Origin of the sequence: Streptococcus gwangjuensis (assembly GCF_028156745.1) — a bacterium.
GTDB classification, from domain to species: Bacteria; Bacillota; Bacilli; order Lactobacillales; family Streptococcaceae; genus Streptococcus; species Streptococcus gwangjuense_A.
The window spans coordinates 123,991-139,144 of the sequence record NZ_JAODJG010000031.1 but is presented as its reverse complement, the minus strand read 5'-3'; the positions used below and the strand labels follow the sequence as shown (position 1 = coordinate 139,144).

Sequence of the window (15,154 nt, the reverse complement as noted above, 5' to 3'; positions counted from 1 at the left end):
GTTTTGAGGTTGCAGATAGAAGCTGACGCAGTTTAAAGAGATTTTCGAAGAGTATAAGTAGGCTGAAAAGGCTCCAGCCATAGCATGGACTATTATAACACATTCAGGAAAGAGAAAAAAGTCTGCTGATTGTAATCAGACAGACTCCATTTTATTCTTATTTAATCTTGAAGAATTGAACAATTGCCACAATACCTTGATAAATAAAGACAAAGGCAATGGTGTAACTAATATAGAGACCGGTCATCAATGGGTGTCCCATCATGATTAAACCTGCTACGATTCCTAAAATCCCCATCCAAACTAGAGGGGTACCTACCGATTTATCCGTCTTACGAACCTTGAAACCAACGATAGTTTTTGTAATACCATTTGTCAAGGCCCATAAAGAAATGATAAATGGTACAAATGTTACCATTTCAATAAAGCTACCTGAGAACAAGGTAAGAGCGAGGATGAGGGTAACAATTCCTCCAAATAAATTCCAGCCATGCTTTTCTTCTGATTTGAAGTATTGTACAATCTCAGAAATCCCTTGAACTGCAAATACAAGTGCAAACCAGAAAGTCATGGAAGCCAAGCTAATAAGAGGATGTGCAAACATATTAAAACCTACAAAAACTGCAAAAATACCCGCAATTAGTAACAACCATTTCCAAATTTTCGACATTATTTTTCTCCTTTTTTAGAGGAATCTTCCTCTAGTATTCCATAAATCATCATATCCAAAACCTGTGATAATTGATGTTCATATCCTGAAACCAAGTCAGGCAAACTGCTATCTGACGAAACAGTTAAATAATAGGAACGAAACATATCCTGAATCAATCGCAGATAGTCCATAGCTCGTTTCTCATCAATATGCTCTTTCAGTTTGGATTCTGATATAAGTTTTTGACAAACTTGTTCATTCAAGTCCAAAAAGATAGCTTTTGGATTCTGATATAAGTTTTTGACAAACTTGTTCATTCAAGTCCAAAAAGATAGCTTTCTGTGGTGCAATGTCTGCTTCCAATTCTTCTGGTGTCGCAATCATTGCCTCAAAGAAAATGTGGCTATGTTCTGGGTATTGCTGATAAAATTGGTGACGTCTTTCCATATAATCAGCTAAGGAGGGCACTTGACCTTCCACCCCCAGAAACACTGCCAAAGCTTTCTCAAAACTCTCCTGAAAACAAGTTAGATAGAGGTCTGATTTCCCTGAAAAATTATGATACAAAACTCCTTTGGAAATACCATCCACTTTACAAAGTTCATTGATGACAAAACCTTGATAGCCTTTTGTAGCAAATTCAAACAAAGCAGCGGTAATGATTTTCTCTCTTCGTAGTCTTGTTTTTTCTTCTTTTCTCATGTATTTATCTCTACATTTTTTAATTATAAACCGATTGGTCTGAAGTGTCAAGCAACTTTCTCAAAAATTTAACAGTCTGCTGATTGTAGCCATCATAAACAGACTGGAATCCAGTCTCAAACATATAATATACACATTCTTCGCTAAATGTTTTCACGGATATTCAAGAGTATGATAAAGGCAGCTAGAAGAAATAGCAATAAAACAAAGCTAACTGCCAGAGTTCCAAAGCTAGTAGCAATGGTTACCAAAGCTATTGTAAATAAGCTAGGTAAAACAACTGTAATGGCACCGATAGAGGATTGAACTGCTCCCATTGACTCCTCAGGTATTTGTTTAAAAATGAGTTCCTGTAATCGAGGAGAGAGGATACCTGCGAAAAAGGCATCCAAGGCACTAAAGATAAGAATCCAGTCAAAACGAACTGCCACAAAGCCAACTAAAAGGAGTAATTGGATAATAAGCGAGGCATATAGGGCTAGTTTTATGGAGATTGTATTCTTCAGATAGCCACTCACAAGGCTTCCGACAATAAGGGCTGACAATTCAAGGGTGGATAACAAGGCAAGAGATTGACCTGTTTGTAAATTCAAAAAGGGCTGATTCCTCAAAAACAGAGTAGAAACAGGAACTGTAACATTTATCACTGCTTGACTAATAGAGATAATAAACAAAACCAAGAGCACCTTATTCATATTCCATATCAATTTTGATGATTGGAGCAGATGCTGGCAAAAGGATTTTACAGAGAGTCCTTCTTGATAGCTAATCGTTTTTTCTACTTTCAAGAGGTCTGTTTTTATGAAAAGAATACCTAAAAATGCGATTAAAAAGGTCAGAGCATTCAGTAAGGAAATAGACTGGATAGATAGAATACCTAGTAAGACTCCTCCTAGAATATTACTGATTGTTTTCACTAAACTAACAGTTGACTGTTTAAATCCAATAGCTTCTGCCAGATGGTCTTGCCCAATAATTCTAATGAAAATCGGAGTGAGCATGGCGCCTGAAAAATAACTCAATGTGTCAGATAAGAGGTTAATCAGACAAATAAATGCTACTAATAACAAGGAAAAGGACTGCCCTGAAAGTGATAAAGAAACGATAGAGTAAAGCAAAAATTTTGCAAAACTAATCATTGTATATTTTAGGACACGATGATGTTGAAAATCCGCCAAAACTCCCAGAAAGATTTGCAGAACTTGAGGAAGGGTTTCTGAAATCGTGATCAGTAAAATCGCCAAAGGGGCAAAAGATGCATCTGCCACATAATTCAAAAAGGCCAGATAAAAAATCGTATCCCCAACCGTTGAAATCCACTGGTTGATGGTTAATTGCCTAAAATTTCTATTTTGAAGAAATACTTTCATCACAACTCCTTTTAAAGTTCCAGTGTATAGAAAACAAGACTTGGTTTAATATTGAACTCCAAGCCTTGCTCATATTCAGATTCATCCATTATATGATGTTCATGCCGTATTTTATAATAAATCATATCTTAAAAATACCAGACCACACTATTCCCTGCTTGTATTTAGCTTCTTTCTTTTGGACAAATTTTGCTAAATCCAACAACTCTGTCGGCGGTTCACCTTTAAAGCTCAACAATTCTTTAGAGACGGCAAAAGAAAGACGTACAGCTAACAAATCTTCATTAGTACTAGAGAACTGTTTTGCTGTTTCCAGCAATTGCTTCCTAAATTCTTCCGTCAAGCTAATTTCTTTATTATTGTATAGGGAATGAATTAACATTTGTAACTGACTTTGTTTTTCCATCGTTTACCTCATTTTATCTAGGACGCCAAGTTTCACTTTTAGTCCAGCCATTTACAGTATGCTCATAATTAAACATATACTGTACGAATTCCCATCTATAAACCACTTCTGCGACTTAGGATCTGCTTGAAGTGCTTTACAAGGATAGTATAACACGAAAATTAGCTTATTTTAGAAAATCGCATATTTGATATTTTTTCTTATAGAAATTTCAGATTTGCAATTGTTGACTACTCAATAAGTTCTTTGTATTGCTTCAAACGCAATTCGAAGAGGGCTAGCAATTGTGGATTTTCTAATACTTGCAGAGATTGGATAAATCTTTCAATCTCTTTTTGATTGCTTCCTTTGGTTTGAAGGAAAATCTTCATTTTCTTTAAAAACTGCCACAATACTTTTTCAAAAACATCGTATGGACGAAGCATACTGTCCAACTCGACTTCAAAGATTGGGATATAGGAGAAAAGTTTACGCTCCATAAGTTCTGATATAATATTCAGAAATCCACTTTTCATATACAGTCTATTATGTACCAACTCTTTAAATTCCTTGGATTTTTCAAGTAAAGAGGTTGATAAAAATATCAAATCTTGATTACTCAAGAAAGGCATGGTATTACAGAATATATAGAGTTCAAACCAGGTCCAAGACTCGATAGCATAGAGATAGCTGGTCAAAAATTCGCTATCCTCCTCTGCCAGTGGGTAGCTTTTATCTAGTGAATGGATGGCATCTTTGATTACAATAGCATTCAAACGACGATAGGTCTCCGCCATCTGTTCTTGCTTGACCTCCTCTAATAGTTGCTCTAAACCAGCTATATCTTGGTGGGCAAAGCGATCCACAACCTTTCTACCAATCTGCATATGTAGGGATTCTTGATAATTGTTTAGCTTATGACCAAACTCATCAAAATTCATATTGATCCCTTGGATGGCTAGGATCAACTTATCCGCAGATAGCATAGACTGCCCTAGCTCAAACTTTGACAACTGAGAGGCTGTTAGTCCAGCACAAGCCACATCTGACTGCTTGAGCTTTCTCGCCAAACGTAATTCCTTGTAAAATTCTCCCAACTCCATTCTCTCAATCATCTCACCACCTCCTATTGTTTAGATATTATATCATCATTTTTATAGTTTTGTCAAAATATTCTGACATTTAAGAGAGCAAAAAAGCCAGCCCTAAGCTGACTCTTTATTCCATGGTATCAAAAGCAAGACTTGGTTTGGCATTGAGATCCAAGTTTGCAAAGTTTTCTTTGTTCCACTCGCTGACGCTGGCATAGGCAATCATACCTGCATTATCTCCGCAGAGGCGCAGAGGTGGGATGATAACCTTGACATCTGTGATTTCAGTTGCTAGGCGTTCTCTGAGACCTTTATTGGCTGCCACACCACCTGCCACGACTAGAGTTTTAACAGGGTATTTCTCCAAAGCCTTCTTAGTTTTTGCCATGAGAATATCCAGGACAGCTGCTTGGAAGGATGCACACAAGTCCTCTGTAGACAGACTTTCTCCCTTTTGCTCGGCATTATGGTGAAGATTGATAAAGGCAGATTTCAAACCTGAGAATGAAAACTCCAGATTATCTTCCTTAATCATGGCACGAGGAAAGTCATAAATATCCTGCCCCTGATGAGCCAGCTCGTCAATCTCACGACCGGCAGGATAGGTCAAGCCCATGACACGGCCGACCTTATCATAGGCCTCACCAACCGCGTCATCTCGCGTTTCCCCAACAATCTTGTAGTCACCAGCCTCCGAAACATAAACCAACTCTGTGTGTCCACCGCTGACCAAGAGGGCTAGCAAGGGAAACTCCAAAGGCTCCACGCTCTGAGCTGCCATAAGGTGACCAGCCATGTGGTTAACGGGAATCAGCGGAAGTCCATGTGCCCAAGCAAAGGCCTTAGCAGCTGATAAACCAACTAGTAAAGCTCCCACCAAGCCAGGTCCATAGGTAACCGCCACAGCTGTTACATCGTCTTCGGTAATCCCTGCTTCTGCCAACGCCTCCTCGATGCAGGCTGTAATGACCTCGACATGGTGACGACTGGCTACTTCTGGCACTACGCCCCCAAAACGTTTGTGGCTCTCAATTTGACTAGCAATGACATTAGACAAGAGCTCATCGTCGTTTTTCAAGACGGCGACACTGGTCTCATCACAGGATGTCTCAAATGCTAAAATATATCTATCCTTCATCTATTTCTCTCTTCATGATAATGGCATCCTCGACTGGGTCATGGTAGTAGGCCTTTCGCTCAGCGATGACTGCCATCTTTTCTTTCTTGTAAAATGCTTGTGCTCGGTGATTTGACTTTCTGACTTCGAGGAAAATCTCCTTGTCTGTCGGCAATTGAGCAAACAAGGCTGATGCAATTCCCTGACCCTGATAGGTTTGTTTGACAGCGATTTGCAGGACTTCTGCCTCAAAAAGATTCTCCTGCACAGCTAGAAAGCCAATCACTTCTTCCCCATCATAAGCTAGAGCATACCAAGTCTGGTCTTGGGACAGGTCTGCTTGGATTTGTTCCAGCGTCCAAGGACTGACTGGGTAAACAGCTATCATAACAGCGTAGATGGCTTGAGCCAGATCAGGTTGCTGGTGAGTTCGTTTGATTTCTATCATAGGCGTTTAATGTAGGACTTACCAGACTCGGTATGGTTCTTGAGCCAGTTTTCCTCAGCCTCAACACGCTTGAGGTAGTTCGGCACAAAATCATGCAAGGAGTCTGCTTCCTTGTCCCAAGCCAAAAGAGCAAGATTGGCTGCATTAGGCAAGGTTTCTTTGTAATTAGTCCTTGGCAAGTGTTCTTGAATCTGCTCCACAAAGGGGGCAACTTCTCCGACAAAGGTTACCTGACTAGCCCCCTTAACTTTCTCTAACACCTCTTCAAAAGATAGGTGCGCTTCTGGCATGACAGGTTTGGCATTTTCATAAAATCCTGCATAAACATTGTTGCGACGCGCATCCATCAAGGGAACGAACAAGCCTTCTTGTTGGTAGGGCACCAGAGCCAAGAGGCTAGACATACCAACTAACTCAATGTTCAGGGTATGAGCCAAAGTCTTGGCAGTTGCTACCGCGATTCGCAAGCCTGTGTAGCTACCTGGTCCTTCCGCCACCACGATTCGATCCAAATCCTTGGGCGTCCAATCCAAACTTGCCATCAAAAAATCGATGGCAGGCATAAGGGTAATACTGTGATTTTTCTTAATATTAATCGTCGTCTCGGCAAGAACCTGCTTGTCCTCTAAAATAGCGAGAGAAAGAGCCTTGCTGGACGTATCAAAAGCTAATACTTTCATAACACATTCCTATCTTTTGGTCTGCTTACTATTATACTACAAAAGCTGGCACATGGGAATTTTCTTTGCCCCCAAATAAAAATGCCCCAGCATGAGCAGGGCATCTAAGCATTTAATCCAAAGTAAAATACAAACCAAACGACATAGGTTACGAGGAGGAGAAAAAGCGAGTAGAGAGTCACAAAAGCAAGCTTCCAAAGGAATTTTTTTTGCGGTGTCCCAGATATACAAACAGAGCATTCCCCCTTAGACACAGACTACAAAGACTATAAACACCAAGAGGCCAACCCTATCGCAAATTCAAACAAACTAAACATTCTTAATCCTACTTTTGGTATTCCTATTTTTATATAAACTGTTGACTATGTTGGTCTATCAATGTTAAAATGTAATTCAACACTGGTAGGAAAATCAGGTTGAGTCGTTGACTCTTCGGGTTGCGGTGCTATCCCTGAAACTTTGGTTTCTAAAGAACTGGAATTGCGATTGAACAATTCGCCCCCAGTGTTCGACAGCTCTTGACTTCGGTCAGGAGCTTTTTGATGCTTTTAAAGTTGATTCCCTCAGTAAGTTATAGTAAAATATAAATATTGAGAGGATAACGTAGAGCGACTGGTAACAGAGCGTTCAAAGGTACCAACTTCTGGTACGGGTGTGGGACTGCCTTCAGCTTTGAGCTGTAAAGACCCCTGACTACCATTGGTCCTCTCTTTTTGCTTACTCTTAAATTAAGTGCTTGTCTTTGCCTTTTAGTAAGCACTCCACTCCATCTTGCTATTTCTACATCGTTATACTTATAGATTGACTTCTTAACCTCATAGATGATAGAATTAAGTAAAGGCTGAGATCGAGTTTGATTTGGTGACAAGTCATTCAAAGGTTGCGATGCATTCGCTTCAGGTAGAGGTGCTGCCACCTGGACTGCTCCAGGAAAATCCCCGAGTTTTGTCTCAGCTTTTTTATTTGCTCTCGAGATTTCTCAAGAGCTTTTTCTTTTTTCAAAGATACCATTCTGTCCCAACCATCTACACCAACGATTAATGAAACTAGAACTATATTCTCCCTTAAATCTACTATCTCTTTAGATTTCCCCTTTAATTATAACACCTAAGCGCTCTCCGAACGAATCCTATCTATCTTTTGCTCCCTCTTCCCCTCACGACTTTCTCGTTTCCGTCTTTTACTAATTTTTCATTTTGTGGTATAATTGAAATAATTGTAACGAATCAAGGTCAATCTAGACACAAAATGGAATGAAATCAACAAATCTCTGCTAAAAGTTTGGAATAAGCTGACCTGTAAATAGAAAGGAACTATATGATTTACAAAGTTTTTTATCAAGAAACAAAAGAACGTAGCCCACGTCGTGAAACAACACGCGCACTTTACCTAGACATTGATGCCAGCTCAGAACTTGAGGGCCGTATCGCTGCTCGCCAACTTGTCGAAGAAAATCGCCCAGAGTACAACATCGAGTATATCGAACGCTTGTCTGACAAATTGCTAGATTACGAAAAAGAAACTGGCGCTTTCGAAATCACGGAGTTCTAATATGGCCTACACTCTTAAACCTGAAGAAGTCGGCGTTTTTGCCATCGGTGGTCTGGGAGAAATCGGGAAAAACACTTACGGGATTGAATACCAAGATGAGATTATCATCGTCGATGCTGGGATTAAATTCCCAGAAGATGACTTACTGGGTATCGACTATGTCATTCCTGACTACTCTTACATCGTGGACAACATCGACCGCGTCAAGGCTGTTTTGATCACACACGGACACGAGGACCACATCGGTGGGATTCCATTCCTGCTCAAGCAAGCAAATGTCCCTATCTATGCTGGACCGCTTGCCTTGGCTTTAATCCGTGGAAAACTCGAAGAACATGGCCTCTTGCGCAACGCCAAACTTTACGAAATCAATCACAATACTGAGTTGACCTTTAAAAATCTCAAGGCAACTTTCTTTAGAACGACTCACTCCATTCCAGAGCCTTTGGGGATTGTTATTCATACTCCTCAAGGGAAAATCGTCTGTACGGGTGACTTCAAGTTCGACTTCACGCCAGTTGGAGAACCTGCGGACTTGCACCGTATGGCTGCCCTTGGTGAAGAAGGCGTACTCTGTCTCCTGTCTGACTCGACAAATGCGGAAGTGCCAACCTTTACCAATTCTGAAAAAGTCGTTGGTCAGTCCATCATGAAGATTATCCAAGGCATTGAAGGACGCATCATCTTTGCATCCTTTGCCTCAAATATCTTCCGTCTCCAGCAAGCAACAGAAGCTGCTGTTAAGACTGGACGCAAAATTGCGGTCTTTGGTCGTTCTATGGAAAAGGCCATTGTCAACGGAATTGAGCTTGGCTACATCAAAGCTCCTAAGGGAACCTTTATCGAGCCAAATGAAATCAAAGACTATCCTGCAGGCGAGGTTCTCATTCTCTGTACAGGTAGTCAGGGTGAGCCGATGGCTGCCCTCTCTCGTATCGCCAACGGAACCCACCGTCAGGTACAACTCCAACCAGGTGATACGGTTATCTTCTCTTCTAGCCCAATCCCTGGAAACACTACTAGCGTCAACAAGCTGATTAACATCATTTCTGAAGCTGGTGTCGAAGTTATCCACGGTAAAGTGAACAATATCCATACATCTGGACACGGTGGTCAGCAAGAGCAAAAACTTATGCTCCGCTTGATTAAGCCAAAATACTTCATGCCTGTCCACGGTGAATACCGCATGCAAAAAGTCCACGCTGGACTAGCAGTGGATACTGGTGTCGAGAAGGACAATATCTTTATCATGAGCAATGGTGATGTTCTTGCTCTTACTGCTGACTCAGCTCGTATCGCAGGTCATTTCAACGCCCAAGACATCTATGTCGATGGAAATCGTATCGGTGAAATCGGTGCAGCTGTCCTCAAAGATCGTCGTGATTTATCTGAGGACGGTGTCGTTCTAGCAGTCGCAACCGTTGACTTCAAGTCGCAGATGATTCTGTCTGGTCCAGATATCCTCAGCCGAGGCTTTGTCTACATGAGAGAATCTGGTGATTTGATTCGTCAAAGCCAACGTATCCTCTTCAATGCCATTCGGATTGCACTGAAAAACAAGGATGCTAGCGTACAGTCTGTCAATGGTGCCATTGTCAACGCCATTCGCCCCTTCCTCTATGAAAATACAGAACGTGAACCGATTATCATCCCGATGATCCTCACACCAGATGAAGAATAAGTCAACAAAACAGCCCCGACATTCGGAGCTGTTTTTCTCTATGCTTTCTTTTGATATTAAAACTCAATAAAAATCGAAATCAGACTAGAAGGCTAGGCGAAAGCATAACTCAAGTTAGCTCCCATAGTTCGGGGAACTATGGGAGGCTGTAGATGAATCAAAGCCAAGCTTTGAACTCATTCGTAAGAAGCCGACGACGTATCATTTTGATTTTTGAAGAGTTTTAGAAATACTACGATTTTTACCTTCAAGATACACCATTAAAATAGAAATGTCTGCTGGGTTTACTCCCGAAATACGGCTGGCTTGTCCGATGGTTTCTGGATTGATGAGTTTGAACTTCTGACGGGCTTCGGTTGCGATAGAATCAATGTCATCCCAGTCGATATTGGCTGGAATGCGTTTTTCTTCCATGCGTTTCATCTTAGCAACCTGATCCATGGCTTTGGAAATATAGCCTTCGTATTTGATTTCTGTTTCAATCAATTCGATAATCTTGTCATCCAAGTCCTCAGCAGCTAGGCCGATAAAAGCCACCACATCTTGGTAAGACACTTCTGGACGGCGAAGGAATTCCTTGGCTGTCACTGCATCGGTCAACGGCTTGAATCCCATCTCCTCAACCTTAGCATTGGTTTCCTTGACTGGCTTGAGTTTGATACTGTCGAGACGCTTCATCTCATTGTCAAATTGATTTTTCTTAATTTCAAAGCGAGCCCAGCGTTCATCATCCACAAGACCAATCTCACGTCCCATCTCCGTCAAACGCATATCAGCATTGTCATGGCGGAGAATGAGGCGGTATTCAGCACGACTGGTCAAAAGGCGATAAGGCTCAATCGTTCCCTTGGTCACCAAGTCGTCAATCATGACCCCAATATAACCGTCACTACGCTTCAAAATCAACTCTGGCTTGCCTTGGATTTTCAGAGCCGCATTGATACCCGCGATAATCCCTTGGCCAGCAGCTTCTTCGTAACCTGATGTTCCATTGGTCTGACCAGCAGTGAATAGACCTGAGATTTTCTTGGTTTCCAGAGTCGCACGCAACTGGTGAGGCAAGACCATGTCATACTCAATGGCATAACCTGTTCGCATCATCTCTGCATTTTCCAACCCTTTGATAGAATGAACCAGCTCACGCTGAACATCCTCAGGTAGACTGGTTGAGAGGCCTTGGACATAGACTTCCTCTGTATTGCGTCCCTCTGGCTCAAGGAAAAGTTGGTGACGTTCCTTGTCCGCAAAGCGTACAATCTTATCCTCAATCGACGGACAATAACGAGGGCCCACTCCCTTGACCACACCTGTAAACATAGGCGCACGGTGGAGATTGTTTTGGATAATCTCATGACTGGTACCATTGGTGTAGGTCAACCAGCATGGCACTTGATCCTTGACATAATCCTCATCACGTGAAGTATATGAGAAATGATTAGGCGCTTCGTCTCCTGGCTGAATCTCTGTCACATCGTAGTTGATAGAAGAAGCCTTGACACGTGGAGGGGTTCCTGTCTTGAAACGACCGATTTCGAGGCCCAGTTCCTTGAGATTATCAGCAAGGTTAATAGAAGCTAGGCTGTGGTTAGGGCCTGACGAGTACTTGAGGTCTCCGATGATGATTTCCCCACGGAGGGCTGTTCCTGTCGTCACGATAACAGCCTTGGCAGCATATTCTTGATGAGTCGCTGTACGGACACCGACAACCTTGCCATCTTCCACCAAAATCTCATCAATCATGGTTTGACGAAGGGTCAGATTTTCTTGATTTTCAACCGTCTTGCGCATTTCCTTAGAGTAAAGCTCCTTGTCAGCTTGCGCACGAAGGGCACGGACAGCTGGACCTTTCCCAGTGTTAAGCATCTTCATCTGGATGTAAGTCTTGTCAATGGTCTTGGCCATCTCGCCACCGAGGGCATCGACTTCACGCACGACAATCCCCTTGGCAGAACCACCGATAGAGGGATTACATGGCATGAAAGCCAGCATTTCAATGTTGATGGTCGCAAGTAAGACCTTACAGCCCATACGACTAGCAGCTAGGGATGCTTCTACCCCAGCGTGTCCCGCACCAATTACAATAATATCGTATTCTTCAGTAAAATTATAAGTCATTTCTTAACCTTTCAAAAATTTCTCGTAAATAAGGAACTAACTTCTCCTCCTCTAGAGCTTGAGCCATAGTAACCCATTTAAAGTGCGTATGCTCTTCAGGATCTAATCTGATAATTGGCTTCTTCCCAACCCACTCTGCTTTATAAACTAATCGAGTAAAGACAGTATCCTTAGAGGTATCCAGTTGACTATCTTCGTGAAGAAGTTTGAGCAAACTGCTATCTAGCCTAACTCCCGCTTCTTCAATACATTCTCTAAGAGCTCCATCTCGCGGAAGTTCACCCTTTTCAACCCCACCACCAGGAATATCCCAGTAAATTGGATAAACATTGGGTTGTCCTCTTTTAATTTCCGAACGCTGAATAAGCAAATAATCATCACCACTATGAACAAGTACATGGGCAATAAGCTTAACCATTATTTTCTCCCCTATTCCTCAAGATGGATGTGTCTTAGTTGGCCGTCCCAATCTGGCAGGGCTGTTTTCAAAAAGGCTGGAACTAGATTGATACCCTTAAGCTGATCCAAATCAATCCACTCACAAGGCTGCCTTTTCTCATCTTCCTGCATGGTCAATGGGGCATCCTCAAGCAAGTCCACCAGATAATGAAACTCGATGTTGTGCCAATAGACACCATCTTCTTCAAAACGATTTTCAACAACAAAAGCTAGTTGCCCAGCTTGAGCTTCGACACCCAGTTCTTCCCTCACTTCACGGACTACCGCTTCTTCCGTGCTTTCATTGACTTGGATCGCACCGCCAATTGTGTAATGCTTGCCATTATCTTTGGTAACTAGGAGCTTGCCATTTTGGAGAATCAAGGCTGTCGCCCGAACGCCAAAAACAGTATTCCCCACTTTTGTCCGAAAGTCTTGTTGAGTCATTTTTGTCCTTTCCTCTAAACGACACAAAAACAGTCAAAACTCCAAAGAAGTGCAGGACAAAAAAGCCTGCAACATCCATGAGCTTTGACCATCATTTCTATTGCTTTTATTATTGTAGCAAATTGAGAAAATTTGTCAATCTAAATGTACTGACAAACTTGTCCATCGCGGTAGGCATTGTCAATCAAACCGCCACCGAGACACTCTTCACCATCGTAAAAGACAACTGCCTGTCCTGGTGTGATGGCACGCTGAGGTTCCGCAAAGATGACCTCTGCCTTGTCTCCTTTGACATGGACGGTCACCTTAGAATCAGGCTGACGATAGCGGAATTTTGCTGTGCATTCTAGCGTAAATTCCTCTGGCATATCACGAGTAAAGTGGATTTGGCTAGCTTCTAGGCTGGTTGACATGAGCGAATCATGGTAGAAACCTTGGCCTACATAGAGAATATTCTTGCTTAGGTCTTTTCCGACAACGAACCAAGGTGCATTGTCACCACCGTGTTGCCCACCGATACCAAGTCCACCACGCTGACCAATCGTATAGTACATAAGCCCTGCATGCTCGCCCATATCGCGACCATCCACAGTCATCATGCGACCAGGCTGAGCTGGCAGGTAGTTGCTGAGGAAATTTTTAAAGTTCTTTTCTCCGATAAAGCAAATCCCTGTCGAGTCTTTCTTCTTAGCAGTTGCAAGGCCTGCTTCTTCTGCTAGTCTGCGAACTTCAGGCTTTTCCAAATGTCCTAGTGGGAACATGGTTTTTTGAAGTTGTTCTTGCGAAAGTTGGCTGAGGAAATAAGTCTGATCCTTGCCATTGTCCACGCCACGAAGCATATGAACAATGCCATCCTCATCACGCGCTACTCGAGCATAGTGCCCAGTCGCTACATAGTCTGCCCCCAAGGTCATGGCATAGTCCAAAAAGGCCTTGAACTTGATTTCCTTGTTGCACATAACATCTGGATTTGGCGTGCGCCCTGCACGGTATTCCGCTAGGAAATACTCAAAAACGCGGTCCCAGTACTCTTTTTCAAAGTTGACAGAGTAGTAGGGAATGCCAATCTGGTCTGCCACCTCAGCCACATCCTTGTAATCTTCGGTCGCCGTACAGACGCCGTTTTCATCTGTGTCGTCCCAGTTCTTCATGAAGATGCCAATCACATCGTAACCCTGCTCCTTGAGAAGAAGAGCCGTCACCGACGAATCAACACCACCACTCATCCCCACGACAACACGTGTTTTAGAGTTATCACTCATGGTAAGTCTCCCATCTATTCGTTTATTCACGATTGAAGGTCGTGTGTGCTTCACGATTGAAGGTCGCTTGAGCAGTATTCATTATAACATGCTTGGTTGGAGAAGACAAGAAAGAGGCTGATAATCTGACATTCTATTTGATAGAAACAGAAATATAATTACAAAAAGGGCAATGAACAGTTAAATCTCGATTCTACTTATAAACTTATTTATAAAATAAGCTAAAAATGATATACTGTAATGAGGAGGAAGTCGTACATGATCCCTTTAAGATACTACCATCCATGTACGTAGTACGATTGTGAAAAACTACAAAGATATTCTAACATCAAAAAATACTATTTTTACTATCATTATTGTTGTAGGTCTTGGACTTTTAATAGGTTTAGTCATTCATCAAGAACATATCCAAGCAGAGAGAGGGAACATCGCTCTCAGCAAACAACATAAGAATGGACAAGATGTCGAACAAGTAAAAAATGCTATTAAAAACTTCAATATTGATTCTGAAACGATTATAGAGGATTGGAAAAAAATTCAAGAATTAAAGCCTACCACTGACGAAGGCAAAAAGACATTAACAGATTTTCTTACTTCTACGGCCGATAAAATCACTAATCATTATACTGAAAAAGCTTTAAAATTGGATATAAAGGAATCCGATAGCCAGTTTGAAGATAAACAAGCACTTGAAACAGCCATCACTTCCTTACAAAAAATACTAGAAATTATTAAAAGTGTCAACTCCACAAGCGAACAAGCCACTATTGATGAAAAAATAAAGCCCATTCAAGAACTGATTTCAAAATTCCAAAAGCAAGCTGAAGTCTTGACCAAAAAAGAAGAAGAGCAGAAGTCTAATAAAAAAGAAACAGAAACGACTAGTAACGTTGAGGGAAGAGAAAGCTATTCTTCAGAAGGAGGTAGCTACACTCCAAGCTATACTGAGTCAAATGGGAACAGATATAATTCACAAGCACCTGCAAGCGAGCAATATTCATCTGATGGTGCTAGAAGTGGGGGAAACACTGCTGTCAATACACGAGATCAAGCTACTGATACTGCAGGAGCCCAAGGAGATACGAATACCAATAATAATAGTAATAATGCTGAGGTTCCCGATACTAACAGTAATAATCGCACTAATTCAGCTGGAGAAACTCCAGAATCTCGTCAGCCGTAAGCAATCTTTTATTACTACTATTTAAAAATTGT

16 protein-coding genes and 1 pseudogene are annotated in these 15,154 nt (G+C 41.8%); 3 read left to right on the top strand and 14 right to left on the bottom strand.

From position 1 onward, the window contains the following. Nucleotides 1-157: 157 nt before the first annotated feature. The 10 genes and pseudogenes from N5909_RS04450 to N5909_RS09800 form a co-directional block, all read right to left on the bottom strand. Nucleotides 158-670: an HdeD family acid-resistance protein gene (locus N5909_RS04450; RefSeq protein WP_000036821.1), complete on the bottom strand. Its 513-nt coding sequence runs from the start codon at nucleotides 668-670 to the stop codon at nucleotides 158-160. Then, entirely contained in the window at nucleotides 670-843 is a 174-nt protein-coding gene (locus tag N5909_RS04445) for a hypothetical protein (RefSeq protein WP_228111531.1), read from the bottom strand. Before N5909_RS04445 ends, N5909_RS04450 begins: the two co-directional genes overlap by 1 nt. A 64-nt stretch (nucleotides 844-907) precedes the next feature. Then, entirely contained in the window at nucleotides 908-1,354 is a 447-nt protein-coding gene (locus N5909_RS04440; protein ID WP_004254991.1) for a TetR/AcrR family transcriptional regulator, read from the bottom strand. A 143-nt stretch (nucleotides 1,355-1,497) separates the two neighbouring features. Next, nucleotides 1,498-2,724 carry an MFS transporter gene (locus N5909_RS04435; protein WP_004254988.1) on the bottom strand — a complete coding sequence of 409 codons (1,227 nt, stop codon included), beginning with the start codon at nucleotides 2,722-2,724 and terminating at the stop codon, nucleotides 1,498-1,500. Between the two features lie 121 nt (nucleotides 2,725-2,845). Then, on the bottom strand, nucleotides 2,846-3,130 hold the full coding sequence (locus tag N5909_RS04430; RefSeq protein ID WP_004254985.1) for a bacteriocin immunity protein: 285 nt from the start codon (nucleotides 3,128-3,130) through the stop codon (nucleotides 2,846-2,848). Between the two features lie 230 nt (nucleotides 3,131-3,360). Beyond that, a complete protein-coding gene (locus N5909_RS04425) occupies nucleotides 3,361-4,224 on the bottom strand; it encodes an XRE/MutR family transcriptional regulator (protein WP_271630873.1) in 864 nt (287 codons plus the stop codon). 103 nt (nucleotides 4,225-4,327) lie between these two features. Continuing rightward, on the bottom strand, nucleotides 4,328-5,338 hold the full coding sequence (tsaD, locus tag N5909_RS04420; protein ID WP_261053009.1) for a tRNA (adenosine(37)-N6)-threonylcarbamoyltransferase complex transferase subunit TsaD: 1,011 nt from the start codon (nucleotides 5,336-5,338) through the stop codon (nucleotides 4,328-4,330). Next, nucleotides 5,328-5,765, bottom strand: a complete 438-nt coding sequence (rimI, locus tag N5909_RS04415; RefSeq protein ID WP_020901819.1) for a ribosomal protein S18-alanine N-acetyltransferase — start codon at nucleotides 5,763-5,765, stop codon at nucleotides 5,328-5,330. Before rimI ends, tsaD begins: the two co-directional genes overlap by 11 nt. Continuing rightward, entirely contained in the window at nucleotides 5,762-6,445 is a 684-nt protein-coding gene (gene tsaB, locus N5909_RS04410; RefSeq protein WP_020901818.1) for a tRNA (adenosine(37)-N6)-threonylcarbamoyltransferase complex dimerization subunit type 1 TsaB, read from the bottom strand. Before tsaB ends, rimI begins: the two co-directional genes overlap by 4 nt. Before the next feature lie 104 nt (nucleotides 6,446-6,549). Then, nucleotides 6,550-6,762 (bottom strand): annotated as a pseudogene (locus tag N5909_RS09800) (hypothetical protein). A 1,000-nt stretch (nucleotides 6,763-7,762) separates the two neighbouring features. Between N5909_RS09800 and N5909_RS04405 the strand changes: the two are divergent. Continuing rightward, on the top strand, nucleotides 7,763-7,996 hold the full coding sequence (locus tag N5909_RS04405; RefSeq protein WP_000639575.1) for a DNA-dependent RNA polymerase subunit epsilon: 234 nt from the start codon (nucleotides 7,763-7,765) through the stop codon (nucleotides 7,994-7,996). A 1-nt stretch (nucleotide 7,997) separates the two neighbouring features. After that, nucleotides 7,998-9,677 (top strand): ribonuclease J1, encoded by a 1,680-nt coding sequence (gene rnjA / locus N5909_RS04400; RefSeq protein WP_000331986.1) that lies wholly within the window; start codon nucleotides 7,998-8,000, stop codon nucleotides 9,675-9,677. Between the two features lie 201 nt (nucleotides 9,678-9,878). Here rnjA and mnmG read toward each other — a convergent pair whose 3' ends face one another. From mnmG to mnmA, 4 genes are all read right to left on the bottom strand, one after another. Continuing rightward, nucleotides 9,879-11,792, bottom strand: coding sequence for a tRNA uridine-5-carboxymethylaminomethyl(34) synthesis enzyme MnmG (mnmG, locus tag N5909_RS04395; RefSeq protein WP_033682445.1), 1,914 nt, complete (start codon nucleotides 11,790-11,792; stop codon nucleotides 9,879-9,881). Beyond that, on the bottom strand, nucleotides 11,782-12,213 hold the full coding sequence (locus tag N5909_RS04390; protein WP_271630902.1) for an NUDIX hydrolase: 432 nt from the start codon (nucleotides 12,211-12,213) through the stop codon (nucleotides 11,782-11,784). The genes mnmG and N5909_RS04390 overlap by 11 nt, the downstream gene beginning before the upstream one ends. A gap of 8 nt (nucleotides 12,214-12,221) precedes the next feature. Beyond that, nucleotides 12,222-12,677 carry an NUDIX hydrolase gene (locus N5909_RS04385; RefSeq protein ID WP_271630872.1) on the bottom strand — a complete coding sequence of 152 codons (456 nt, stop codon included), beginning with the start codon at nucleotides 12,675-12,677 and terminating at the stop codon, nucleotides 12,222-12,224. Nucleotides 12,678-12,817: 140 nt separating this feature from the next. Beyond that, nucleotides 12,818-13,939 carry a tRNA 2-thiouridine(34) synthase MnmA gene (gene mnmA / locus N5909_RS04380; RefSeq protein WP_271630871.1) on the bottom strand — a complete coding sequence of 374 codons (1,122 nt, stop codon included), beginning with the start codon at nucleotides 13,937-13,939 and terminating at the stop codon, nucleotides 12,818-12,820. Nucleotides 13,940-14,240: 301 nt separating this feature from the next. On the opposite strand from mnmA, the gene N5909_RS04375 reads away from it, so the two are divergent. Then, nucleotides 14,241-15,122: a hypothetical protein gene (locus tag N5909_RS04375; protein WP_271630870.1), complete on the top strand. Its 882-nt coding sequence runs from the start codon at nucleotides 14,241-14,243 to the stop codon at nucleotides 15,120-15,122. Nucleotides 15,123-15,154: the final 32 nt, after the last annotated feature.

Bases quoted from the DNA above. Each gene is read 5' to 3' on its own strand.
- N5909_RS04450 (WP_000036821.1), bottom strand. From the start codon at position 670: ATGTCGAAAATTTGGAAATGGTTGTTACTAATTGCGGGTATTTTTGCA.
- N5909_RS04445 (WP_228111531.1), bottom strand. From the start codon at position 843: ATGGACTATCTGCGATTGATTCAGGATATGTTTCGTTCCTATTATTTA.
- N5909_RS04440 (WP_004254991.1), bottom strand. From the start codon at position 1,354: ATGAGAAAAGAAGAAAAAACAAGACTACGAAGAGAGAAAATCATTACC.
- N5909_RS04435 (WP_004254988.1), bottom strand. From the start codon at position 2,724: ATGAAAGTATTTCTTCAAAATAGAAATTTTAGGCAATTAACCATCAAC.
- N5909_RS04430 (WP_004254985.1), bottom strand. From the start codon at position 3,130: ATGGAAAAACAAAGTCAGTTACAAATGTTAATTCATTCCCTATACAAT.
- N5909_RS04425 (WP_271630873.1), bottom strand. From the start codon at position 4,224: ATGATTGAGAGAATGGAGTTGGGAGAATTTTACAAGGAATTACGTTTG.
- tsaD (WP_261053009.1), bottom strand. From the start codon at position 5,338: ATGAAGGATAGATATATTTTAGCATTTGAGACATCCTGTGATGAGACC.
- rimI (WP_020901819.1), bottom strand. From the start codon at position 5,765: ATGATAGAAATCAAACGAACTCACCAGCAACCTGATCTGGCTCAAGCC.
- tsaB (WP_020901818.1), bottom strand. From the start codon at position 6,445: ATGAAAGTATTAGCTTTTGATACGTCCAGCAAGGCTCTTTCTCTCGCT.
- N5909_RS04405 (WP_000639575.1), top strand. From the start codon at position 7,763: ATGATTTACAAAGTTTTTTATCAAGAAACAAAAGAACGTAGCCCACGT.
- rnjA (WP_000331986.1), top strand. From the start codon at position 7,998: ATGGCCTACACTCTTAAACCTGAAGAAGTCGGCGTTTTTGCCATCGGT.
- mnmG (WP_033682445.1), bottom strand. From the start codon at position 11,792: ATGACTTATAATTTTACTGAAGAATACGATATTATTGTAATTGGTGCG.
- N5909_RS04385 (WP_271630872.1), bottom strand. From the start codon at position 12,677: ATGACTCAACAAGACTTTCGGACAAAAGTGGGGAATACTGTTTTTGGC.
- mnmA (WP_271630871.1), bottom strand. From the start codon at position 13,939: ATGAGTGATAACTCTAAAACACGTGTTGTCGTGGGGATGAGTGGTGGT.